Raw genomic sequence first — 24,139 nt, 5'->3', positions numbered from 1 at the left:
ATTCATAAAAATATCTATATTTAGATGGAAATTTGTATTATCATAAAGTGATGGATACAGCACATTGCAGATCAATGAGGTACAAATAATAATCAAAGATCCTTACAAACAAAGGATTTGATTGCTGTTAGGCATAATCTGAAAGCTGCTGTAATATTCTTAATTTACCACTGCCAGGGCTAGATGAGTAATCAGAGTGGAAAAGTAAAACACAGTTGGGTAACATCTCAAAATCCTGCCAAAATAGCGAACCAACAGGAAGAATTATGGCAAAAAGAACCCACATTTTATTATTTTGCCTATGGTTCTTGTATGTGTCCAGTGGATTTAAAGCGATCCCTCGGAGAGAATACCCACCCTTACGTCATCGGACCGGGAATATTAAAAGAATATCAACTAAGATTTTATGGTTATTCCCCCAATCGTCAATGTGGGGTTTTAGATGTTGTCAAAGATTCCACATCCTTAGTTACAGGAGTTCTTTATCAATTACCTCTGCGACTTAGTGACAACCTAGACAAACGGGAAGGAGTAAGCCAAGGTCTCTACAGTCAAGAAATAGTAGATATTCACTGCCGAAACCAAACATATAAAAATGTTCGTACATACGTAGTAGTCAACAAACTTAAAGAAGAATTAGCACCTAACGACTGGTACTTTAACGTAGTATTAAGAGGGGCGATTACCTGTGGACTACCAGAGGAATACTGCTGGCATTTATTTAATAAAATGCACAAACTACAACAGTTTAATCAAATACCTGCCCAAAAATACCCTCTACAAACCTAATCTAACTCACGGCGACCTTCCAAAGCCCTAGCCAGGGTAATTTCATCAGCATATTCCAAATCACCACCCACTGGTAAACCAAAGGCAATTCTTGTCACCTTAGTAAATGGTTTCAACAACTGACCTAAGTATAAAGTCGTTGTTTCCCCTTCCACACTGGGACTAATAGCCATGATTACTTCCTTTGGCTGTTGCTGGCTAACTCTTTTGACTAAAGCTTGAATTGTCAACTGTTCCGGACCGATACCATCCATTGGAGATATTACCCCACCCAAAACATGATACTTACCCTTATATTCGCGGGTTTTCTCCAAAGCAATCACATCACGGGAATCTGCAACCACACAAATAGTTGTATTATCCCGGTTAAGGTTACGGCAGATATCACATACAGGTTCAGAGGAGAGATGATAACAAACCTGACATAAACCTACTTGTTTTTTGGCATCAATCAAGGCCTGTGCTAAAGCCTCAACCTCTGATTCTGGACGCTTTAAAATATGCAACGCTAGACGCTGGGCAGACTTGGGACCAACTCCGGGTAGACGTTGCAATTGTTCAATTAACCGGGCTAAGGGACGTGCGTAAACCGTAGTTTTATCTCCTTTTATCGTGATTAGTAGTCAACTATCAGGTATCAGCTGGGAAAAAATTGGGTTTGAACTTGATAGCTGAGTGTTTTGATATTTACTATGATGACATTTATGGGAAGTTTTAGAAGATGTTTTCTATCCATTCTCTTCCGGTCTGAGACTGGGAATGCTGAAAGGAGGTTCTACCACCCGTCCTAACTACAACATTTCTACCCCAAACCCAAAAAACTCGAAATTAAAGGTAAAATTTGACTGCATTGTTTAACTAAACTTGCAGCACTGGGTAAACCACTAATAACCCCTTTTAACATTGTGATTGCCGTATCTGCTAAATCTTCTTTTTCTTGGGGATTTTGGGCAGCTTCAGCTAAAGATTTAACTTGTTTGAGTGCCTTTTGTTTATCTTTATCTGTTAAATCTGTATCGGTTTCAATTGCTGTTTGCAGTTGGGTTAATAATTCCTTAATGCCTGGTTTTTCTGGTTCAGGTGCAGATGGTAATTCATTAATAGTATTTGTTACCGTACCACTGATTTCACCTAAATTAATTTGTCCGCTATTATTTAAAGTTCCGCTATTCTCAAATTTACGACTGGAATCATTACTGTTAGTCATATTTTTATTTCCCTGGTTATTATTAACTTCAATATTAATAGGTTGTTTGGCTAATGCCATAATCATTTCTGGAATTTTACCACTTTGTTGACGATGAAAATTAATTTCTTCATCTTTTGCTTGTAATAATGCCTTATATTTTTCCTCTACTGCTGCTAATGCTAATTGATAATTTTCGGTAAAATCGCTGTGAATCTTTTCCTTATCAGTCCCTTCAGGAACAGCAACCTTAACAACAACTACCCCATCACCTTTATTTTCAATACTCTGGATAGCTAATTCTACATCTTGATTTTGAACTTCTACCTCCTTAAAGGCATTAACAAAAGCTTTCCAATCAATTCCATCTCGGAAAATCAAATCAACAGTATTCAGAACCTCCTCAAATAATTTAGTAAATTCTCCTGGCTGAAAATCACCACTACTGGGACGACGTTCACGGTCATCTGTTTGAGGTTTGGGATTTTCTAAAAGATAGACAAAACGACAATCAACATGATCTAAGATAGTTGTACTTTCAATATTCCAAGCTTCCACACAAGCACCCGTCATTTGAGCCTTGGTGAAATTAGTACCTACAGCTTGAGTGAGAGTCAAATTTGCATATTCTAAAATAGCTTCGGCAAAGGTAGCTGCAAAAATATCAGCACCTTTCAAATTAGCGGTTTTTAAATCCGCACCTATTAAATTTGCACCTTTGAGGTTTGCACCAAGGTAAGATTTTTCTCTACCATTTAAAGTCACAAGCAAATTGAGAACAGCACAGTTAGCTAATATTGTTTCACCTGGTCTAGCCAAATCAAGTTCTTTCGCTTCATAAAAACGAGTGCGGGTGAGATTTGCTGTGCGGAAATCTGTGTTTTTTAGGGTTGCACCAGTAAAATTAGCATCGGTTAAATCAGCACCATAAAAACTTGTGCCACCTGTAGCAGCAAAGGCAATGGCAAATGAGCGAATCCAAATATCTTTTTCCCCTCTTTTCACACTTCGCCAGCCTATATAAGCACTAAATAGTGTACAAACTACGGCTCCGGCGATGGCGATGGCTCCGGCGAAGGCGAAGGCTCCGGCGAAGGCGATGGCTCCGGCGAAGGCGAAGGCTCCGGCGAAGGCGAAGGCTCCGGCGAAGGCGATGGCTCCGGCGATGGCGAAGGCTCCGGCGATGGCTCCGGCGATGGCTCCGGCAAAGGCGAAGGCGATGGCGAAGGCTCCGGCGATGGCTCCGGCGATGGCTCCGGCGATGGCGATGACTCCGGCGATGGCTCCGGCGATGGCTCCAGCAATTAAACTCTTACGAATAGCAATAATAAAAAAAACTATTACAGCAACTAAGCTAGTTATTCCAATAATAAAGCTTTCACTACTATCCTCAACAAAACCACCCTGAAAAATAGATATTATTAATGCACTGGTAAGGACTGAGAAAAACGCTGAAATTACAGACATTACCAAGGTAGCTATCAGCAACCCAATTACCCAACGCTTTGGTAGTCCAGCCTTAGCACCTGTAAAGTCAGCACCTATGAGAATAGCATTAGTAAAATTTGCTCCTCTAATATCAGCGTTGCTAAAGTTAGCTCCTGTGAGGTTTTGACCTTTAAAAGAACGTCCTCTCAAAATTTGACCAGAATAGTCAGGTGGCATAATCCCATCAGCAAAAGTATATGAATGAGATTTTATACCGTTTTATGGTGAAAACTACCTGAATTTTCACAAAATTTTGTGCAGAGGAGATTTCACCCAATTCTGTTAATTTCTAGATAGTAGTAAATCAATATTTTGATTAGTTTACGTGAATTAGTGGTTGCTTGTCGAATTTTGCCAAAAATACAGCAGAATTCAGGAGTAGGGGGGCCGTTCACCCGTACAGGATTCAAGAGTGAAACCGTCTTTGTGTATAGGTTTCAATTTTGATTCTGTACCTCATTGATTTGCAATCTGCTGTAGCAGCAATAATCTAACAAGAGATTTAAAAAAACGGCATTGCTGAATTGAAGTATGAAACTCTTACTCTCTGCGACTCTGCGCCTCTGCGTGAAAAAAAATCTCAAAAATTTTAGGGTGCGTTAGAACAGAGTCCGTAACGCACCAAACCCTTAATCAGGGTGTATTATACCGTCAGATCCTAAAAACTAAACTTTAGCTAACTCTAGTTGTTTTTGAGACAGATTACCGAAAAAGTCATAATGATCTAAAGCTTCCAAAATACCCCAAGCATAATGACCTTCAGCAAAATAAACCTGTGAATGACCACGTAGTTTTTCAATTTCCTGGCTGTAATTTCCTACCACTACAGCAAGAGTGCTACCACTTAACATGGTTTCATCATTACCAGAAGCACCAGCCACTAAGAAACGTTGCACAGGTAAACCCCATTTCCAAGCCACATAACGAATAGCATCACCCTTAGAAGCCCGAATTGGCACTAAATCCAGATACATATTGTGGCTATAAACACCTTTAACAGGGAGTTGATGACGACGCAAATGGCGGATAATCTCCCGGAATTTTGGAGCTTTAGACTCATCCACAAAATAACTAATCTTAAACTTGCGTTGAGATTCCGGTGGTTGCAATTCTACACCAGGAATATTTTTCATCACCTGACGAATAGCTTCACCTTGCCAATGATGTCCTATATGTTTTTTCCAACCTGTATCTGTAACAATCTGCGGTCCATAATAGATTTCACTACCCGCTGATGTGATTAACAAATCTGGCATGGGAAAGCGCCACTCTTCCAACATACTTAAAGTGCTTTCCAGACTGCGCCCAGTAGCAATTCCTACCCCGGTTGTTTGACCTTCGTTGCGAATCCGCTCAATTAACTTTTCTAAAGCTTCCTTATCCCCTAACAACGTATTATCAATTTCACAAACCAAGAACCGATCAGCCGTTGGTAGACGGTTAGTATCTTGAACTTTCCAATCTGGATGATCCACTGCTGGAGGTACAGGTAAAGGACTAAGTAAAGATTGAATTTTTTGTTGTTTAAATAAGCGTATCCTATCTAAATATTTCTCCACATGACTTTGCCAGGAGAAATATTTGCGGACATTAATTAAACCCTGATCAGACCAGCTTTGCCATTGTTGCCGATCTTTGAGAGTTGTCCGTAAAGCATTTTGGATGTCTTGAATATTCAAAGGATCAATCAGTAATCCATTTTCACAAGCTGCCAAAATATCCCTCGGACCACCATCAGCAGTAGCAATAATTGGTACACCACAAGCAGTAGCTTCAATTAACGTTAAACCAAATGGTTCTGTTAAAGCTGGGTTGATAAAAACACCCTGATTTTTAGCTGTGAGGCGGTATAAATCTGGAATATCATTGGAGGCGTGATGTTTAGGATAGGCTACATGACCATACAAATCATAGCGGTCTATTAGTTGCAATATCTCCATAAACACCTGACGCGGTCCAGATTCCATCGTCATAATGTCATCTCTTTTTCCTAGCACCAGTACCAGGTTAGCTAGGTTACGTAACTCTGGATCTTCACCGTAGGCTTTAATCAGGCTACTAACATTTTTGCGAATTGCTGGGCGAGAAATCGCCGTGATCATTGGTTTGTGGATATCTTTGAGAAAAGGTTCTAGTTCTTTTTGAATAGGTGGGTTTTGCCAATCATCCCCTGCTGGGTAAAATTTTTCTAAAGTCACACCAGGGGGAATTACCACCATTCTTTCTGGCTGATAGCGATCGTAAACACTATACTGTTCTTCAACTTCTTGGGACGTACTGGCTATCACTAAAGCCGCTCCACCCAATGTAATCTCTTCTGCGTCTATTCTTCTACTAATATGAAAATGTTCTTCAATAATGTGCTGTTTTGTTCCCTGTTCTAATAGTCTTTGCTGCTTGATCCTTCCTAATGAATGACCAGTGTGGACAAGGGGTGTACCTAACCAACCAGCAACGCGACTCCCAACATATCCTGCATCTGCATAGTGGGTATGAATTACATTGGGTATTTTGCCTACTTTACGAATGTGTCGGAGTAGTTCATCGGCCATGGTATCTAAGTATGGCCAGAGAACCTCTTTGCGGAGATAACGACGGGGACCACAGTTGAGGCGAATAATTTGGGCTTTTTCGGAAAGTTTTTCGACTGGTTGGGCATAGTCAGGACTTACTTTAGGATCACTCACCAACCGAGTTACTAAATCAACTCTTTCAACCTGTGGATTTTTGGCTAATGTGTTCGCCAGTTCAACTACATATTTTGTCTGTCCACCAGTATCTGCGTCTCTTCCTAATTCTAAATTCTCACCCCTAATTAATCCATGAACACTAACGAGTATGATGTACAGTCCTGGACTGTTTGACATTCTGTCTTCCTCCATAATTGACTGTATAGCAGCCTATATTTAGTCTTTTTATACCAAATTGATTTTACTATTATAGGTTAAGCCTTCATAATACAGGCAAATTAGGATTTTTTATACCTTTGTACAGAATCTGATCTCCTGAAAATGATGGTTTTTGAGACTTTATTTACGCCAGTATATCATGGTTTAATGTTTATTATTAAACAACTGTTTTTACATATCTGGTATAATAATTTAAAGATTAAACAATAATGCCTCGTGATATTACGAGTATATTTGTTGAGTTTCGGAACAAGCCAATCTCAAATCATTACTTCGCTATCAAGTATTAAGAATGAAATAAAATACCATAGAAACAATTCATTATTTTATGGTTATTGATATTTTCAAAACTTTTATCTAGATAGAGATTTTTAGGTAATCATCATATTATGTCACACAAAAAAAAGAACCTAGTGGATGTGGATGTGCAAATATCCCATTATCTATAATTCTAATTTTTCAATGTTGCTAATTTTTTAACTAATACCTTGGTTGAGTTTGTGCAAAGATATCCGGAAATTGATGCTGTACAATGGGACGATTATTTAGCTTATCATACAGAATTACCAGGAAATATCAATTGTACTGCTAAGTTAACTAAGTTTATGCAGCAAATGATTAAAGCTATGAAAACAGCTAACTCTTCTGTTAGTTTTGATATTTGTCATCATAATCCTTATTGGGCTAAACAATATTTTTCGGCTGATTGGCCAAAATGGAATGTGGATAGAGTTTTTATTCAAGCCTATAATGATAATAATTTTCAAGATGAATTAAATTATGTTAAAGATTATCATGGTATTGCTATTAGTGAAGCCCAATCTCATCGGCTGAAACAATTAGTAAATAACCCAGCCATTAAAAGTATTTTAATTTTTCCTCTGACTGGAAAACCGGAAGAAACTGCGGCTAACATTAATCAACTTGTCCAACGCATTAACTAATTTACAGCAGAATTCAGGAGTCAGGAGTGAAACTAGCTTGGTGTCTAGGTTTCAATTTCGATTCTGTACCTCATTGATCTGCAATCTGCTGTATATTGATTTACTACTAATCAATTTTCAACCAGAAAAATTGTTTTATGATAGATATCAACGAAGTATGGATAATAACTGAGTATGGAGAAAAAATCATCTCCAAAAACGAACCAAAAGTAAAATTCTCCGTCAAGGTATACAGCAATATATATTCGAGGTAAAATTATGGCATCACAACCACTTCATTATTTATTACTAGGCAGTCTGAGTTTATCCTTATTAATTGGTAATTCCACTGCTTTTGCTCAAACCGATAGCGTTGTTGTTCCTACCGTACCATCAGGTTCAACGACAACAGTTCCATCAGGTACATCTACGGGTACGCCTACCTCTACTCCTGTAGATACCAGTACCAGGTTTAGCTGTCAATCTTACAACAGCAGATATACTGTAATGTATCAACCCCAAAGTCAACCAGGTCAATTTTTTGCTTGGGCTGCACCTCAGACTTTAGGTGGTGGTTGGAGTGCTGAAAATCGTTGTCAGGCGATCGCCCAAAGATTAGAATTGTATCGTCCAGATGGCCTACAAGAATTACAGATAGCCAGAGAAAACAACGAAAATATCATCTGTGTCACCACAGAAGCCAACCCTAGTTGTCGTATTTTACTAACCGTACCACGGGATAAAGACCCCTACGCCATCCGTAGCAGCATTTTCAGCAACCTAGCCACCGCAGATAATGGACAACAAACCACAGCTGTAAATACTTATACAAATCGTGGTTGGGGAGGAACAAATGATTTGTATAATTTAGGTCGCACACTTTTAGGTGGTAACAGCACAGTAAACAATGTCAGTTCTTCTAAAAATGGCATTAACTTAAAACCTTTCTTAGCTCCTGAAGATGGTGGTACAGCTACCCAATTAAGAAATGGAGTATCCTTTGGTCGTCAGTTCCAACCACAAAACCGGACTATTTTAAATCCTGGTTTATTCAGATAAAAAATAGTTTTTATTTGTGGAAATCAGACAAATAATACCAATAAAATATCCACATATATACTATGTACAAAGAGAATTTAACCTGCCCTTAAAGCAGGTTTCTTTGTATATCCTTAAATATATTTTTTAGTAATCAATAAATTGATATATTGACATTAAGCGATTAATGTCAATATATTACTGACAATAAAATATGTCATTTTTACTACATATTTAATAATCAACAATATATCCAGCAAAAATCTGGAAAGAATATTTGATTTTTTATTGGTATTTAGAACTAGAAATATAAATTTTCCGTAAAAGTTTAATTATATTTATCAAAAATCCAAGGTAATTGGCTTAAATTGATGAGAGAAAAGCAAATGCTAGATTTGTCAAGCGTAGGATAATAGCATCTATTAATAGAAAATTTCAGCTAGACAGATATAGCAATCTTTTGTTTAGATAAATTCAGGTTTGTAATTTTAGTAAGGAATCAACCAATGTCAATATCATTTAACGCACCAACTGAATCTGTAGAAAATCAACCAATGGCAATATCATTTAACGCACCAACTGAATCTGTAGGAAATCAGCCATTTGCAGTTGATCTAGCAGACTTGAACGGCGACGGAAATGTAGATGCGGTAGTAACTAACTCTACAGATAAAACAGTATCAATCCTTTTGGGCGATGGCACAGGTGATTTTGTTGAAGCTGGTTCTAGCCCTGTTGGTGTCAGTTCAGCCTATAATCCCATTGATGTTTTTATTGGTGACTTCAATGGTGATGGTAAGTTAGATATAGCAACAGCTAACTTTAACCTAGTTGAACTGGGTACTCCTTCCGCTGCACCAAGCAGCAATATATCTATATTGCTAGGTAATGGTAATGGCACTTTCGGTCCAGCTAGTATCTATGGTGTCCCTGAAGCTTTTACTGGAACTCCACTCAGCGCCATATCTCTGGGAGACTTTAACAATGATGGTCTCCTAGACGTAGCTGCGGGTAGATTTGACGATAACAATGTCTATGTCTTCAGTGGAACTGGCGTAGGTACTTTTGGTCACTTTGAAAGCTATAACGTAGGTACTACTACCCGTGATATTGCCGTAGAAGACTTCAACAAAGATGGTAATCCAGATATAGCAATTGTTCGGTCTGGAACTTCCGTGGTATCTGTACAGTTAGGAGATGGTGCAGGCGGTTTTCTCTCCGCAACCAACTTCAATGTAGGCTCAGAACCACGAGGAGTAACTGCCAGCGATATTGATGGTGATGGCAACCTTGATTTATTGGTCGCAAATAGTAGTAGTAATAATGTTTCCTTATTGATAGGAGATGGTAACGGTAACTTTGGTGCTGCCACCAATTTTTCTGCCGGAAATGGCGCTCGCGCAGTAGCAGCAGGATACATTGACAGTGACAATGATTTAGACCTAGTAGTAGTTAACCGAGATGATAACAATATCTCAATCTTGTTAAATACAACTGTTGGGGACACTTTAACTGGTAGTTCTGGTAATGACAGATACGATGTAGATAGTACCAGTGATGTAGTTATTGGTGATGCTGGGATAGATACTGTTGTCTCCACTGTCACCTACACTTTGGGAGATAACCTGGAGCGCCTGCTTTTAATTGGTGATGGTGATATTGACGGTACAGGTAACGAATTAGATAACAACCTCACTGGTAATGACGGTAACAATGTCCTAAATGGTTTAGGTGGTCAAGATTATATCTATGGCTATGGAGGTAATGACACCTTACTAGGTGGTGATGGTAACGACTTCCTATTTGGCGGTACAGGTGCTGATAGGATGATTGGTGGTGATGGTAATGACCAGTATGACGTTGATGATGCAGGGGATGTAGTCATTGAGAATGCTAATCAAGGGCTTGATACCGTCATCTCCTCTGTTACCTATACCTTGGGCGACAATTTAGAACGCTTAACTTTAACTGGAAATGGCAACATTAATGGTACAGGTAATGGACTGAACAATAGAATCACAGGTAATGATGGCATTAATACCCTAAATGGTGGCGGTGGTGTTGACTACATTTACGGTCAAGGAGGCGATGATACCTTAATTGGTGGTGCTGGTAATGACTTCCTGTTTGGTGGTGATGGTCGTAATACCTTCCGCTTTGAAAGTTCCAGTGATGGTTTAGATAGAATTGCTGACTTTGACGCAACCGATGTCAATCCGGCTCTAAGAGATACAATTCAAATATCTGCATCTGGCTTTGCTGGTTTATCCGATGGTGGCGGTGCTTCCATAGACGCAGCAGCATTTATTTCTGGTTTAGGTTTAGGTGCAACTTCTGCTACTACTGCTGATCACAGATTCATTTACAACACTGGTAGTGGTGCGTTGTTCTTTGATGTGGATGGTTTAGGTGGATCTGATGGTGTTCAGATTGCTACTTTGACTAATGCGGCTACTTTGAGTGCTAGTGATATTTTTGTAATTGCGTAAGGGAATTACAAATTTAGTCAGCTTCTATAAATCAGAAGAAATCAAAAAACTATAACAGAACTAAGGGGTAAAGGGAAAAAACCTTTAGCCCTTACTTTTTTAATCAACCTGTATCCAAGTGACAGATGTGTAAACCTTTAAACTATGTCTTCTGTTAAATTACGTAATTAATCAATGAGAAATGGTAAATTATAGTATAATGGCTGGTGAAAAGTTTCGGGCAGAAAGCATATAGATAGCTATAAACCCGAATTAAAAATGTATTTTCTATATTTTCAAGTTAAATTTCTAAGTTTTTTTACTGAACTGCCAGTTTGAGCTTGCATTTTCAAAAAATTGTGATAGTTTGGTACGATGATATTTAAATACGGATAATTTTTTACTGAAGTATGTAAAAACGTAATCCGTTAAGTTTATGAACTTCATGAAAAATTTATCTATGTACAAAAACTTTAAACCTAGAGATTCATAAACAATAACGTTTTCTTAACTCGTGGATAAACATACTCCAATCTAGTTCTACTATTTTTTTGATAACAACTAACTGATAGAGGTGGTAAACCTGCTTACGAATAATATGAATCCAGTGCTGCAATTTGGCGATCGCATACTACCTGCTGCTGAAGTTCTGCAATTATTACAGAAATATCAATTAGTGCCGCCATTACTGAAAGAAGTGGTGATTGATCAAGCGATCGCACAAGTTGAGTCTACACCAGAAGAAGAGCAACTCGCCTGTGAACAACTAGCCCAACAATATCAAGGACGACAGGAACAGACAATCAGTCCTGAAACTATGAATAGTATAGCTATTCGCCAACTCAAATTGGAAAAGTTCAAAGAAGCATCTTGGGGACAAGATATAGACTCTTACTTTTACCAGCGTAAACCCCAACTGGATAGAGTTATATATTCACTCATTACCACTGCTGAGATTGGGATAGCCCAAGAAATTTATTTTCGTATTCAGGAGGGAGAACAATCTTTTGCCCAACTAGCAAGGGAATATGCCCAGGGACCAGAAGCACAAACAGATGGTTTAGTTGGCCCTGTGGAATTACAAGCTTTAAATCCAATGTTGGCGAAAATTTTATCTGTGAGTCAGCCGCAACAACTATCACCACCAACTCAAATAGGTGAATGGCTTGTAATTGTCAGGTTAGAGAAACTATTACCAGCACAATTTGATCGTTCCACGCGGCAGCGATTAATAAATGAGCGTTTCCAGGGTTGGCTACAAACCCAAATAGCACCACAAAACTGGCAAATCAAACAAGCAGAAGATTGAGTGAGCGAGGATGTGAACCGGATAAAGACTCAATTATTAAATTTTTCCTGTTCATCATTCTATATAGCTTTCACAACGAATAATAATACTATCTATCCCTGCCACGACAATAAAAATTAATTAATTCTCATAAACATGACTTATAGTAATCAATCCTTTTCCGAATTCTTAACCAACCTGCCTGGATTTGAACAACTATCGGTATCCGAAAGAAATAATCTTTTATCTCAACAGCAAGCCTTACGTTACCGCATCGGGCAAAAAATAATTAGTAAAGAAAAACTACCAGATCGAATATCAATTCTCTATGAAGGAAAAGTCAGGTTACTAGGGTATGATCCCCAGACACAATTACCTGTCACCCTAAAAATTTTAGAACCGGGGGCAGTAATTGGGGAAATTAGTTTATTGAGACAGATAGCTTGTGAAACAGCGATCGCCTCTACAGAAATAATTTGTTTAACCTTCAGTACAGCAGACTATTTAAGTCTACTATTTCAAAATCCAGCCTTTGCCCATGATCGTCAAAATGCCAGTCATGTCATAGAAATATTTGATGTTCTCAGCCCCCAATTAGCCCAACAAGCCAACGCCAGCTTAAACCTCAAAGAAATCACCCAAGAAATTGTATCAAAGGTACAAATTCATTATCTTCCACCAGGAAAACACCAATCTAATCAACTAGAAACTGATAGAGTCTGGCTTGTTAGTGGTGGTGGTACAGTAGCTAATTGTTCCCCAGGTACTCAATTAGCAACAAGTTCTAGAAACATTGTAGAAGTAACAGGTAATAGCCCTGCACGTTTAGTAGGTATCCTTCCTGAAGATTTATTATTTCTAGATCAATATCAAGTAGGAGTAGAACAACTAGATGATCAAGAGCAAAACCTAGAGGAAATAGACATTCCCTACGCTACAAACGAAGCCGTAAGTACGCCTTCACCACAAAAGCCTCAAGTCAAGCATAACCTCAAAAAATTCCCCTTCTTTCGGGGACAGGGAGAATTAGATTCTACCTTGGCCTGTTTTCAAATGTTGGGTAAACACTTAGAAGTTCCCCTCAGAAAAGAAGTAGTAAGGCGAATTTTAAGCGAACAAATAAAACGGCAGGGTAATATCTCCTTCCCTGTTTGTGCCTATTTAGGCGAATTAATTGGTCTTAAATCTCAATTAGTAGAAATTCCCGCCACAGCCATTACTCGCATTCCCACACCAGCATTAATTCAATATCAAGATAATTATGCTGTGGTCTATGCAGTTGACGATCATACCGTAGTTTTGGGTGTGCCATCCAAGGGCATTATTAATTGTAAACCAAGTCAACTGATTCAAGAAATAGAAACTGATGAGAGTAACCTGCAACCACAACTGAAAGTTTTACTGATTAGTGCTACCCAGGAAACACCCCAGCAAAGATTTGGTTTAAGTTGGTTTTTACCATATTTATCACGTTATCGGCGAGTTTTAATAGAAGTATTTATTGCTTCCTTCTTCGTCCAACTAGCAGCTTTAGCAAACCCGTTAGTTATTCAATTAATCATTGATAAAGTCATCGTTCAAAATAGTATTAATACCCTGAATGTTTTAGGAGTTTTACTATTAGCAGTCGGTGTATTTGAAGCAGTATTAACTACATTACGGACTTACTTATTTGTAGATACCACAAACCGGATTGATATGGGTTTGGGGTCACAAATTATTGACCACCTGTTGAGATTACCATTACGTTATTTTGAAAAGCGCCCAGTTGGTGAACTCGCAACTCGCGTCAACGAATTAGAAAACATTCGTCAGTTCCTCACAGGTACAGCATTAACAGTAGTATTAGATGCCGTTTTCTCGGTGGTTTATATCGTTGTCATGCTGTTTTATAGTTGGCAGCTAACCATAGTGGGCTTAGGAATTATTCCTTTATTTGTTGTAGTGACATTAATTGCTGCACCCACCATTAGCCGACAGTTACGCACCAAGGCAGAACGGAATGCTTCTACTCAATCTTATTTAGTGGAAGTGATGTCAGGTATTCAAACAGTAAAAGCACAAAATATTGAATTGCGATCGCGCTTTTCCTGGCAAGAACGTTATGCCAAATTTGTAGCCGCAGGTTTTAAAACCGTCATCACTTCTACCTTAGCAAACTCCACCAGTCAATTTTTAAATAAACTTAGTGCCTTATTAGTGTTGTGGGTAGGAGCTTATTTAGTCTTAAAAGGAGACCTGACTTTAGGACAATTAATCGCCTTTAGAATTATCTCCAGTTACGTTACCAGCCCCATATTAAGATTGGCGCAACTGTGGCAAAACTTCCAACAAACTGGATTATCTTTAGAGCGATTAGGTGACATTGTTGATACACCCCAAGAAGCAGAAGCAGACAGAGAAAATATTCCCTTACCCAGTATTGAGGGTGCAGTTAAATATGAAGGTGTTTCCTTTAGATTTGCTCCCAGTGGACCATTACAACTAAATAACGTTAGTCTTGATTTTCCATCTGGTAGATTTGTCGGCATTGTCGGACAAAGTGGTTCAGGGAAAAGTACCATGATGAAATTACTACTCAGACTTTATAACGTTGAGTCTGGCAGAATTTTGATTGATGGTTATGACATTAGTAAAGTAGAACTTTATTCACTACGTCGGCAAATAGGAGTTGTACCTCAAGATCCATTGTTGTTTGATGGTACAGTCCAAGAAAATATAGCCTTAACTAATCCCGATGCCAGCACAGATGAAATTATCGAAGCGGCTAGGATTGCTGTTGCCCATGAATTTATCATGAACTTGCCCAATGGTTATAACACCAGGGTAGGAGAAAAAGGTTCAAACCTTTCTGGTGGACAAAGACAAAGAATTGCGATCGCCCGTTCCATTCTCCAAAAACCAAAATTATTAGTTTTAGACGAAGCTACCAGCGCCCTAGATTATCCCACCGAACGACAAATATGCTTGAATTTAGCGCGAGCATTCCAAGGTACAACCGTCTTTTTCATTACTCACCGCCTCAATACTGTTAGTAATGCTAATACCATTGTTGTAATGGATGGTGGTAGGGTAATAGAACAAGGTAGCCACCAAGAATTAATGACCACTAAAGGACATTATTTCTACCTCTATCAACAACAAGAAGTTAATCTCTAAGTTGTCAGTTTCAGGGGTTTAGTATTGCTAAACCCTGATGATCAGTTGTTAGCATAAATATATCTGAATAATCTGAAATTTCCTGTGAATACTCAAACCCAAAATCCAAAATTGTTATGACTCAAGTTAACGGTAATAAAATCAACTCTAACGGTAACGGCAAAAAACAAAATCTAGAGTTACCCATCAAAAAATCTGCTAGTAATTCTTCAAATACTTCCTATCAAGATAGCTTTGAACAATCCATAGTCTTAAAACAATCACCAGTTTGGTCACGCACGATCATGATTACCATGATGCTGGTAGCTTGTTTTGGTATTGGTTGGGCGTATTTTGCCAAAATTGAACAGGTTGTTCCTGCTACTGGTCAATTAAAACCAGAGGGAACGGTTAAAGAAGTTCAAGCTCCTATTAATGGTGTTGTTAAATCTGTGTATGTCAAAGATGGACAAGAGGTTAAAGAAGGAGAATTACTCTTAACATTTGAATCTATTGCCACCTTAGCTGAATTAAGTTCTCTAAACAAAATTCGTGTAGCTTTAATCAAAGAAAATGATATTTATCGCCGCTTAATGGGAGCAAGCACTGCCGTCGCATCAGAGTTAAATTTTTTAAGCGGTAACTTACCAGCAGAATCAGCTTTTCTATTAAAAAATAGAGCATCGTTAGTATCGGAAAATCAACTCCTCCGTTCTCAATTAAGAAATTCTGCACCAGATGTAAGAAATGGTATAGATGAACAACAACGCTTTGTTGCTGCCCAGAGAGAATTAGAATCTCGTTCCAATGCAGCTAAATTAGAAGTTGAAAAAATCAGAAAGCAACTATCTCAAACAGAAGTGCGGCTAAAAGATACTCAAAATGGTTTAGCCATTCAATCACAGATTTTAGATAAGTTGAAAATTCTAGCAGTAGAAGGAGGAATTTCTCAGTTACAATACCTGAATCAGCAACAACAGGTACAAACTCTCCAGGCAGAAATAGAACAATTAATGGAAGAAGAAAAACGCCTAGAGTTTGATATTCAAAAAGCACAGCAACAAGTTACAAATACCGTAGCAGTAACTGATAAAAATGTTTTAGATCAGATAGCTAATAACAAACAGAGAATTGCAGAAATTGATAGTCAATTTATGCGAATTATTCTGGAAAATGAACAGAGATTGGCTGATATTAATAGTAAAATTTCCCAATCACAATTAAACATTAAATATCAAGAAGTTCGCGCTCCGGTTTCAGGAATTGTATTTGATTTACAAGCTAAAAACCCTGGTTTTGTGGCTAATCCTACCCAAAAATTATTGCAAATCGTCCCTAATGATAAATATATTGCCGATGTATTTATCACTAATAAAGATATTGGTTTTGTTCGTGAGGGGATGAAAGTAGATGTGAGAATAGATTCCTTTCCTTTTAGTCAGTTTGGAGATATTAAAGGTCAAGTAATCAATATTGGTTCAGATGCTTTACCACCAGATCAAACTCATCAATTTTATAGATTTCCAGCTACAGTTAGTTTGGATCAACAAAATATTATCGCTCAAGGTAGAACTATTCCTTTACAATCAGGGATGTCTATTACTGCTAATATCAAAGTCCGTGAAGAACGTACTGTCATGGATTTGTTTACAGAGATGTTTACCAAACAAGTTGATAGTTTGAAAGAGGTACGTTAATTCAGGAGGGGCGAACGGCCGTTCGCCCGTACAGGAGTCAGGAGTCAGGATGAATATTACTAACAACCAATGACTAATGACTAATAGCGGCTTGCCCCTTGAGGACAGTTATGCTACAGTGAATTTCACAGGAATGGTAAACAACCTGTATAAAAACCTAACTGCTTAACGGCAATCTGTACCTTGACAATTAAATCTATGGGGTTCTACTTCGTAGTTCTAGTATTGGTAAACTTCGCCGAATTTATAGACAAATATAGTCATGTCTAGTCATTAATCACAGACAAGTCAGCTAAAATCACTTATACAGCTTTTCTTGTGCAAAGAGAACTGAGCAAGAATTTTGTGCATTATCAGATCTAAGATATGTTAGTATATATGGGCGAATATTCATAGAAACCAGTTAGTGTATGCAAGTAGTAGAGCGGCATATCATTCAAAGAAATCATCCCCATTATCAGGAGATTGATAAATTGTGTTTTGCTGCCAAAAACCTCTACAATTATGCTAACTTTCACATTCGCCAAAGTTTCATCTTTGCTCAAAAATACCTCGATTACAATTGTTTAGCAAAACAGTTAAAAGGGACAGAACCATACCAGGCCTTACCAGCCAAAGTTGCCCAACAAGTATTATTAGGACTACATCGCAACTGGTCATCTTTTTTTGCAGCAATTAAAGCTTATGCAGAAGATAAATCTAAATTTTTAGGCAGACCCAAATTACCCAAATATAAACACAAAGAAAAAGGGAGACATTTATTAGTTTATACAGCCCAAGCAGTGAGTAAACCCAAAATGAAATCCGGGTTGATTCATCTGTCACAAACACAGATTCACATTCCTACAAAAGTAGATTATTGTTATCTAAATCAAGTAAGAATTGTCCCCAAGATTGACCATTATGTAGTAGAAGTTGTCTATGAAAAAGAGGAAACAGATTATGGTTTAGACAGTAATGCTATAGCAGCGATTGATTTAGGCATAGATAATCTAGCCACTTTAACATCAAACCAGCCGGGATTTATACCAGTTCTGGTTTCCGGGCGGATTATCAAATCAATTAATCGTTATTACAATCAAAGAAAAGCCAATTTACAATCTTTACTACCTGCACATCAAAAGACCTCTAAACGACTACAAAGTTTAACTAAAAAACGGAATTTTCGAGTAGATGATTATCTGCATAAAGCCAGTCGCTTAATTATTAACCATTTAGTCAAGTGTGGGATTGGGACTTTAGTAATAGGTCAAAATTCCTTGTGGAAACAGAATGGGAATTTGGGCAGTAGAAATAATCAAAACTTTGTTTGTATTCCCCATACTCGATTTGTACAGCAGTTGAGTTATAAAGCGAAATTAGTGGGGATAAATGTATTGGTCTCTGAGGAGTCTTACACTTCTGTAGCTTCTTTTTTAGACCAAGATCCTATTCCTACTTATGGCAAAGTTGACTCGAAAGAAGTGAACACTTCGACTAAGCTCAGTGTAAAATTTAGTGGTCGCAGAATCAGAACTAAGTTTTATCAAACAGGTAATGGTTTATTGATTCATGCTGATGTCAATGGTAGTTTGAATATTTTACGAAAAGTAGTCCCGACAGCTTTTAGTCTAGGGATAGAGGGCGTTGTAGTTCGCCCTGTCGGGGTTATTCCCGACAAATGAAAGGCATGAGATATTTGTCTATGTTTTTTGGAACTATCACCTGGAAGTAGGTAAAAGATTTACAGGTACTAGGCTTGTGTTGAGCGAAGTCGAAACACGACACAGAATTTCAAATCAAACAAACCTGCCTGTCGGCAGACAGGATTTGTAGTCATGCAACTACCTCCGGGCAGGGGGAAAGTAACGCTTGGGGAGAGAACCACCTCTGGGTTAGATGCCGCAAGGACTCTAATCTAAGTGGACTCGTTGAACCAAGAATCTGCGCTCCTTGAGGACGCAGAGTGTCAAAGTTAAGAGTATCGTCAACCCCTAAATAATTGTGAAAGCTATTACTCTTCTTGGTTCTACTGGCTCTATTGGTACTCAGACTTTAGATATAGTTTCTGAACATCCAGACAAGTTTCGCATAGTTGGCCTAACTGCGGGGCGCAATGTGGAGTTATTTGCAGCCCAAATTCGCCAGTTTCGTCCCCAAATTGCAGCTATTTCTGCCGCTGATAAGTTACCAGAACTACGGGAAGCTATTAAAGACGTTGATCCCCAACCACTTTTACTAGCTGGGGAAGAGGGTGTGACAGCGGTTGCTCGTTATGGTGACGCTGAAAGTGTGGTAACAGGTATTGTTGGTTGTGCGGGTTTGTTACCGACAATTGCAGCAATTGAAGCTGGTAAGGATATTGCTCTAGCAAATAAAGAAACTCTGATTGCTGGTGGGCCTGTGGTTTTACCGTTGGTGGAAAAACATGGTGTGAAACTATTACCAGCAGACTCGGAACATTCGGCAATTTTTCAATGTCTGCAAGGTGTTCCTGATGGTGGGTTAAAGAAGATATTACTAACTGCTTCCGGTGGTGCTTTCCGTGACTGGCCTGTGGAGAAGTTAGCAAATGTGAAAGTTGCGGATGCTCTTAAACATCCTAATTGGTCAATGGGTAAAAAAATCACCGTAGACTCTGCAACTTTGATGAATAAGGGTTTAGAAGTCATTGAGGCTCATTATTTGTTTGGGATGGATTATGATGATATTGAAATTGTCATTCATCCCCAAAGTATTATTCACTCTTTGATTGAGTTACAAGATACTTCTGTTTTAGCTCAACTTGGTTGGCCAGATATGCGTTTACCGCTGCTTTATGCGTTGTCTTGGCCAGAAAGAATTGCTACTAATTGGGAAAGATTGAATTTAGTAAAATCTGGTGATTTAACATTCCGTGAACCGGATCATCATAAGTATCCTTGCATGAATTTGGCTTATGCTGCGGGTAGGGCTGGTGGTTCTATGCCGGCGGTGTTAAATGCGGCGAATGAACAAGCTGTGGCGCTGTTTTTAGATGAGAAAATTGGGTATTTGGATATTGCAAGGTGTATTGAGTTTGTTTGCGATCGCCATACCAATGATAACAAACAAAATCCTTCTTTAGATGACATTTTGGCAGCTGATCAATGGGCTAGACAAGAGGTTTTTACTGCGACTGAAAAATTAGCGATTCAACCACAGATAGTTTCTGTTGGGTAGATATACTAATTATCCTACACTCATCTTATCCGGTGCGGTGTGGGATAAATTTTTATTGATTTTCTTGAATATTGATTCTTGCACAAAAATCTATAAATTCTTGAAAACTATGTAAATGATCTGAATTTATTTTAATTCTAGCTAATAATTGATCAAAGTAAAATTTTTCTTGTACTTCTCTTGGTCTAGATTTCCTATAAGATAAATTACGTTCTTTAAAAATCTCTCTCAGATATCCTTCATGAAATAAAGCTTTAGTTTTATATCCAAAGATTTCTTTACTATTTTTCGTATCTTCTTCAAACTCACTAGCTAAATCTTCAGGATTATTTTGACTGACATCAAAATATTTAATATATGCTTTCAGAGTTTCATTATGTTGTGGATTTCTGACAAAAAAGTTTCTATTTCCTAAAAACCAAGTTTCAATACAAACTTTTTGGATAATAACTTGTAATTGACAATTTTCTGGTAGAGTTTGAAAAGGTTGATTTTGTAAATTGAGTTTAATTTTCTCTAATGCTTCTGTTTTTTTATCGGAAACAGTCAAACGATCTGCATCTGTAAATAGCACCAAATAATCATATTTTGGGACTTCGTTAATTTCTTGAATAGCATTAGCAGCAACTCTATAACAATCAGGAACACCCATATCACTTTCGTAATAATAGTTATTCTGACTAACAGCATCAAAACTATCCACTTCAGTTAAATGTGGTAGTAGGAAAGATAACCATTTTTTATAAATAATTGCTTCTGTTTTCCCCTCAAACACAAAATAGAAATTCATGTTACAATTGTTTTTCAAGAATTTTAGTTAATTGAATAAATGCTTGTTGCTTAGATTTACCTAAATGATAATCTGAAGCATTACGAATGCTAATATGTCCACCTTTGCGAGTAACTATTTTCCAGTATTCATAGGGAATATTATTGATAATGTAAGGGTGATGACTAGTAGCGATATATTGCAAAGTTTTATTTTCATGAATTAAGTCATCAGTCAATATATCAATACAATTGATACCTAAACTATTTTCAAATTCATCAATTAATATTAAACTTCCTGGATTTGAAAGGTGAATTTCACTAATATGAATAAGTGTCCGCAACATACCTGAAGACATCCTATCTTCTCTAATCCATTTTTCTACAGATTCTTCTTTGATAAAAACAAAAGGAATAAAAAAACTTTTTGGAAAATCATCTCTGTCAATAAGCTCAACTTTTATATCTTCGATTTGTTGAAAAATATCAATAAAACTGGATCTAATTTGATCGAAAACATTTAATTTATGAAAATAAGTTAAATAGATTTTAGTTATAATATCTTCACCACTATTAACTATACCCTCCAATGTTTTATATTTATTGGTGAGAAAATGCAAAGGTTTTTCTGGTATTTTATATATACCATTTCTTGTTTGATCACGGTATTCAATTTTGTTCAAAGCATTATAAGCTTCTTTTATATCACTTTCTTCTCTCAATATATACACTATTGATTGATGCGAAGAAAATTTAGGCATTTCTTGATTTTTAACTCTTATTTTTCCTTGACTACGTTCAGTTAAAATACTATTTCTTGAAGTCAGGTTTTCATAAAGTAATGATGGTTTTTCTGTTTCATCTTGGTCGTCAAAAATTAATTCATCTGCTTCGTTGTCAATAGTATCAAAACTACCCTCCCAAACGAATTCATTACCATTGATGGTAGAAAATCTTATTTTCCATTCCAAACCATTTATACTTTTTCCATTTGCAATGCGGTTTAAATCCATAATTGCACGCAGTATTTGAGTTTTACCTACACCGGAAACACCTACTAACAGCGTTAAATTTGATGAAAAATCAACTTCATCAAAATCCCAACCTAAAAAATTATTCTTGAGTCTCAGTGAAATAATTTTCATGCTTTTCTCTAAATTTTATTAATAAACCTAACTATCTTGCCATTTTCAAATATAACGGATAACCTATTTAACAACCATGATTTTAAAATCCTTGATATCATGATTATAACTTTAATAGTCGCCTGGATCACATTTATTCTGCTCTGGAAAATAGTAAAAACCACCATTAAAACTGCTGTGACTTGTGCAGCAATAGTGGTTTTATTATACTTTGGTTTTGGAATTACGCCTCAAGATATTTGGCAGAAAGTCTCTGAAATTACTCAAAACATTTCCCAAATACCTGTCGGTAATTAATTACATCACATTGCTTATTTGTACGATGCAGAAATTTTCGCCAGTGCATCTTTCATCGCTGGAGGTAACTGTCGCATAATTTTACCTCTTTCTCGATCTAATCCTACTAATGTTACCTGTCCACTCACATATAATTCTTCTCCATCAGTAGAAACTATTTTATAATCCCAATTGATACGGACACCAGTAACTTCCAACATCCGAGTTTTTACCAGTGCCATCATCCCTAATTGCAGCGAACGATGATAGCGCAATGACAAATCTACAACTGGTAAATCACAACCCAATGCTACTAAATCTGCAAAATCAATTCCGATGGAGCGCAAACATTCTACCCGCGCTTCTTCCATCCATGTTAAATATTTACCGTGCCAAACAATACCAGCATAATCAGTATGGTGCGGTTGGACTTTAATGGGATACTCAAACCAATTCTCAAATTCAGCTGTTGTTACTTTGTCAATAGCGCTGGTTGGTGGCAGTTTTGGTTGACTTGGTGTTGTTTGAGTCATATTGAATCTTTTGAGTATTAGTTTTGCTATTACCCAAGAGATTTTAACAGACCCTGCAAAACACTTGAAATCTTATTAATCAAGATGCAATTTACGGTAATTGTCAATGGATACTGGACATTGCAGGTACAAAGTCGGTATTACCAATGACCAATTACCGAAAAATAAAGGCATGATTACTTTCTCATCTTGGGCAACTAATTACTTCTTAACAAGAGTTTTTTGATTTGTAGAAGTTTGTATTGATTGCTTGACAAGATTAGCTAGTTCCTGCAATTGGCTAATTGCTTCTGCACCTTCTAATTTCATCAATTCGCGGTCATCCCGCATTTCAGTCCAAGTAATTCCGTAATCTGATACTAAAAAGCGAATCAGATGATTGTCTCCTAAGCTAACCATAAATGATGCACTGTTCATTTGGTCGCCGCAGGTGTAACAAGAAGCTAGATAGCCGTTTCGCTCTAATACTATCGCCAAGGCTTGTAGGTTCATTACCAAGTCTTGAACAAATTGTCTATGTTGATGTGCCAGTCTCAGAAACACTTTTTTCCTCCAGACACCACAGTTATGTGAGTATATTTTATATTTTCTTTAGGTTTTTCCATCCTTTGGTATTGTAAACTATTCATTACAATTCCTAGCAGATAGTTAAGTCTGTAATTGACTATCTTGCTCAGGGTAGTGGATAACGATTTTATCTGCCGTATCAAAGTATTCAATTTACAAAATATAAATCTCAGATAAAACCGCTAAAGTTAGGATTATTTCCAGTTAGCTAGCCGACTTGAATTAGTTAATAGTGATAGCCAGCCTTTAGCGTAACTCAAATCTCCTGCTAGTCAACTGTTGAACTGTTGCATATTGAACGTTTATGGGTGATGTTTAAGGAAATTTGTAGTATTTCTTGGCTCTATCATAATTTTTCAGAATTTTGTTACTTCTTTGGCCAGGTGTGAGTTGGGAAGAAAATAATGCTTGTCTCCTCCCACCTACACCCTACCATCTTTTTTAAGCTGCTAATTGCCACCAGCCAAAAGCAGGGCCAATAAAACGGATAGTCACCCATGCAGCAACCATCATACCAATACCAATCCAAGCTCCACGGGTAGTGATACTGACAAATAATTCAGCTTGAGATTTGCTAATGGGAACCCAAGGTAAGATGCGAGTTTCTTGACCATATTCTTCTCCCAGTTTGGTTTTACGACGTTTTGCTTCACCCATAATCTGTTTTCTAATTTTTGGTTGAGGTTATTTGTATATGTTCGCAGGAATTAAGGTTGTTGTGGAGAGGAGAAGATTTTTCCCAATGC

18 protein-coding genes are annotated in these 24,139 nt (G+C 37.5%); 10 read left to right on the top strand and 8 right to left on the bottom strand.

From position 1 onward, the window contains the following. The first annotated feature begins 183 nt into the window (after positions 1-183). Complete coding sequence (locus WJM97_RS09785; protein ID WP_353932847.1) at positions 184-789, top strand: gamma-glutamylcyclotransferase; 606 nt, start codon at positions 184-186, stop codon at positions 787-789. Here WJM97_RS09785 and recR read toward each other — a convergent pair. The 3 genes from recR to WJM97_RS09770 all read right to left on the bottom strand — a co-directional run bounded on the left by recR (position 786) and on the right by WJM97_RS09770 (position 6,330). Further along, the gene (gene recR, locus WJM97_RS09780; protein ID WP_353932846.1) at positions 786-1,343 is read right to left on the bottom strand and encodes a recombination mediator RecR; all 558 of its coding nucleotides are present in this window, start codon (positions 1,341-1,343) and stop codon (positions 786-788) included. The genes WJM97_RS09785 and recR overlap by 4 nt on opposite strands. Positions 1,344-1,591: 248 nt before the next feature. Further along, positions 1,592-3,640, bottom strand: a complete 2,049-nt coding sequence (locus WJM97_RS09775) for a pentapeptide repeat-containing protein (RefSeq protein ID WP_353932845.1) — start codon at positions 3,638-3,640, stop codon at positions 1,592-1,594. A gap of 488 nt (positions 3,641-4,128) precedes the next feature. Further along, positions 4,129-6,330 (bottom strand): HAD-IIB family hydrolase, encoded by a 2,202-nt coding sequence (locus WJM97_RS09770; RefSeq protein WP_353932844.1) that lies wholly within the window; start codon positions 6,328-6,330, stop codon positions 4,129-4,131. A gap of 542 nt (positions 6,331-6,872) precedes the next feature. Here WJM97_RS09770 and WJM97_RS09765 point away from each other — a divergent pair. The 8 genes from WJM97_RS09765 (at position 6,873) to WJM97_RS09730 (ending at position 20,104) form a co-directional block, all read left to right on the top strand. Further along, positions 6,873-7,316 (top strand): hypothetical protein, encoded by a 444-nt coding sequence (locus tag WJM97_RS09765; RefSeq protein ID WP_353932843.1) that lies wholly within the window; start codon positions 6,873-6,875, stop codon positions 7,314-7,316. Between the two features lie 258 nt (positions 7,317-7,574). Next, complete coding sequence (locus WJM97_RS09760; RefSeq protein WP_353932842.1) at positions 7,575-8,354, top strand: COP23 domain-containing protein; 780 nt, start codon at positions 7,575-7,577, stop codon at positions 8,352-8,354. A gap of 485 nt (positions 8,355-8,839) precedes the next feature. After that, positions 8,840-10,822 (top strand): FG-GAP-like repeat-containing protein, encoded by a 1,983-nt coding sequence (locus tag WJM97_RS09755; protein WP_353932841.1) that lies wholly within the window; start codon positions 8,840-8,842, stop codon positions 10,820-10,822. Between the two features lie 577 nt (positions 10,823-11,399). Next, a complete protein-coding gene (locus tag WJM97_RS09750) occupies positions 11,400-12,110 on the top strand; it encodes a peptidylprolyl isomerase (RefSeq protein WP_353932840.1) in 711 nt (236 codons plus the stop codon). A 135-nt stretch (positions 12,111-12,245) separates the two neighbouring features. Then, positions 12,246-15,248, top strand: coding sequence for a peptidase domain-containing ABC transporter (locus WJM97_RS09745; RefSeq protein ID WP_353932839.1), 3,003 nt, complete (start codon positions 12,246-12,248; stop codon positions 15,246-15,248). Positions 15,249-15,364: 116 nt separating this feature from the next. After that, positions 15,365-16,924, top strand: coding sequence for an HlyD family efflux transporter periplasmic adaptor subunit (locus tag WJM97_RS09740; RefSeq protein ID WP_353932838.1), 1,560 nt, complete (start codon positions 15,365-15,367; stop codon positions 16,922-16,924). Between the two features lie 410 nt (positions 16,925-17,334). After that, positions 17,335-18,588: a transposase gene (locus WJM97_RS09735; protein WP_353932837.1), complete on the top strand. Its 1,254-nt coding sequence runs from the start codon at positions 17,335-17,337 to the stop codon at positions 18,586-18,588. A gap of 319 nt (positions 18,589-18,907) precedes the next feature. Continuing rightward, the gene (locus WJM97_RS09730) at positions 18,908-20,104 is read left to right on the top strand and encodes a 1-deoxy-D-xylulose-5-phosphate reductoisomerase (protein ID WP_353932836.1); all 1,197 of its coding nucleotides are present in this window, start codon (positions 18,908-18,910) and stop codon (positions 20,102-20,104) included. Between the two features lie 52 nt (positions 20,105-20,156). On the opposite strand, the gene WJM97_RS09725 is transcribed toward WJM97_RS09730, so the two are convergent. Next, on the bottom strand, positions 20,157-20,894 hold the full coding sequence (locus WJM97_RS09725; RefSeq protein ID WP_353932835.1) for a DUF4276 family protein: 738 nt from the start codon (positions 20,892-20,894) through the stop codon (positions 20,157-20,159). A 1-nt stretch (position 20,895) separates the two neighbouring features. Continuing rightward, positions 20,896-22,017, bottom strand: coding sequence for an AAA family ATPase (locus tag WJM97_RS09720; protein WP_353932834.1), 1,122 nt, complete (start codon positions 22,015-22,017; stop codon positions 20,896-20,898). 99 nt (positions 22,018-22,116) lie between these two features. Here WJM97_RS09720 and WJM97_RS09715 point away from each other — a divergent pair, with 99 nt between their 5' ends. After that, the gene (locus WJM97_RS09715) at positions 22,117-22,314 is read left to right on the top strand and encodes a hypothetical protein (protein WP_353932833.1); all 198 of its coding nucleotides are present in this window, start codon (positions 22,117-22,119) and stop codon (positions 22,312-22,314) included. A gap of 14 nt (positions 22,315-22,328) precedes the next feature. On the opposite strand, the gene WJM97_RS09710 is transcribed toward WJM97_RS09715, so the two are convergent. From WJM97_RS09710 to WJM97_RS09700, 3 genes are all read right to left on the bottom strand, one after another. Then, positions 22,329-22,826 carry a thioesterase family protein gene (locus tag WJM97_RS09710; RefSeq protein ID WP_353932832.1) on the bottom strand — a complete coding sequence of 166 codons (498 nt, stop codon included), beginning with the start codon at positions 22,824-22,826 and terminating at the stop codon, positions 22,329-22,331. 201 nt (positions 22,827-23,027) lie between these two features. Then, positions 23,028-23,369, bottom strand: coding sequence for a DUF1815 family protein (locus WJM97_RS09705; protein WP_353932831.1), 342 nt, complete (start codon positions 23,367-23,369; stop codon positions 23,028-23,030). A 465-nt stretch (positions 23,370-23,834) separates the two neighbouring features. After that, a complete protein-coding gene (locus tag WJM97_RS09700) occupies positions 23,835-24,050 on the bottom strand; it encodes a DUF2839 domain-containing protein (RefSeq protein ID WP_353932830.1) in 216 nt (71 codons plus the stop codon). Positions 24,051-24,139 lie beyond the last annotated feature (89 nt).

This window comes from Okeanomitos corallinicola TIOX110, assembly GCF_038050375.1.
In the GTDB taxonomy this organism is placed as follows: Bacteria; Cyanobacteriota; Cyanobacteriia; order Cyanobacteriales; family Nostocaceae; genus Okeanomitos; species Okeanomitos corallinicola.
This window is presented reverse-complemented; position numbering and strand designations above follow the sequence as displayed.

Bases quoted from the DNA above. Each gene is read 5' to 3' on its own strand.
- WJM97_RS09785 (WP_353932847.1), top strand. From the start codon at position 184: ATGAGTAATCAGAGTGGAAAAGTAAAACACAGTTGGGTAACATCTCAA.
- WJM97_RS09775 (WP_353932845.1), bottom strand. From the start codon at position 3,640: ATGCCACCTGACTATTCTGGTCAAATTTTGAGAGGACGTTCTTTTAAA.
- WJM97_RS09770 (WP_353932844.1), bottom strand. From the start codon at position 6,330: ATGTCAAACAGTCCAGGACTGTACATCATACTCGTTAGTGTTCATGGA.
- WJM97_RS09760 (WP_353932842.1), top strand. From the start codon at position 7,575: ATGGCATCACAACCACTTCATTATTTATTACTAGGCAGTCTGAGTTTA.
- WJM97_RS09755 (WP_353932841.1), top strand. From the start codon at position 8,840: ATGTCAATATCATTTAACGCACCAACTGAATCTGTAGAAAATCAACCA.
- WJM97_RS09750 (WP_353932840.1), top strand. From the start codon at position 11,400: ATGAATCCAGTGCTGCAATTTGGCGATCGCATACTACCTGCTGCTGAA.
- WJM97_RS09745 (WP_353932839.1), top strand. From the start codon at position 12,246: ATGACTTATAGTAATCAATCCTTTTCCGAATTCTTAACCAACCTGCCT.
- WJM97_RS09740 (WP_353932838.1), top strand. From the start codon at position 15,365: ATGACTCAAGTTAACGGTAATAAAATCAACTCTAACGGTAACGGCAAA.
- WJM97_RS09735 (WP_353932837.1), top strand. From the start codon at position 17,335: ATGCAAGTAGTAGAGCGGCATATCATTCAAAGAAATCATCCCCATTAT.
- WJM97_RS09725 (WP_353932835.1), bottom strand. From the start codon at position 20,894: ATGAATTTCTATTTTGTGTTTGAGGGGAAAACAGAAGCAATTATTTAT.
- WJM97_RS09720 (WP_353932834.1), bottom strand. From the start codon at position 22,017: ATGAAAATTATTTCACTGAGACTCAAGAATAATTTTTTAGGTTGGGAT.
- WJM97_RS09715 (WP_353932833.1), top strand. From the start codon at position 22,117: ATGATTATAACTTTAATAGTCGCCTGGATCACATTTATTCTGCTCTGG.
- WJM97_RS09710 (WP_353932832.1), bottom strand. From the start codon at position 22,826: ATGACTCAAACAACACCAAGTCAACCAAAACTGCCACCAACCAGCGCT.
- WJM97_RS09700 (WP_353932830.1), bottom strand. From the start codon at position 24,050: ATGGGTGAAGCAAAACGTCGTAAAACCAAACTGGGAGAAGAATATGGT.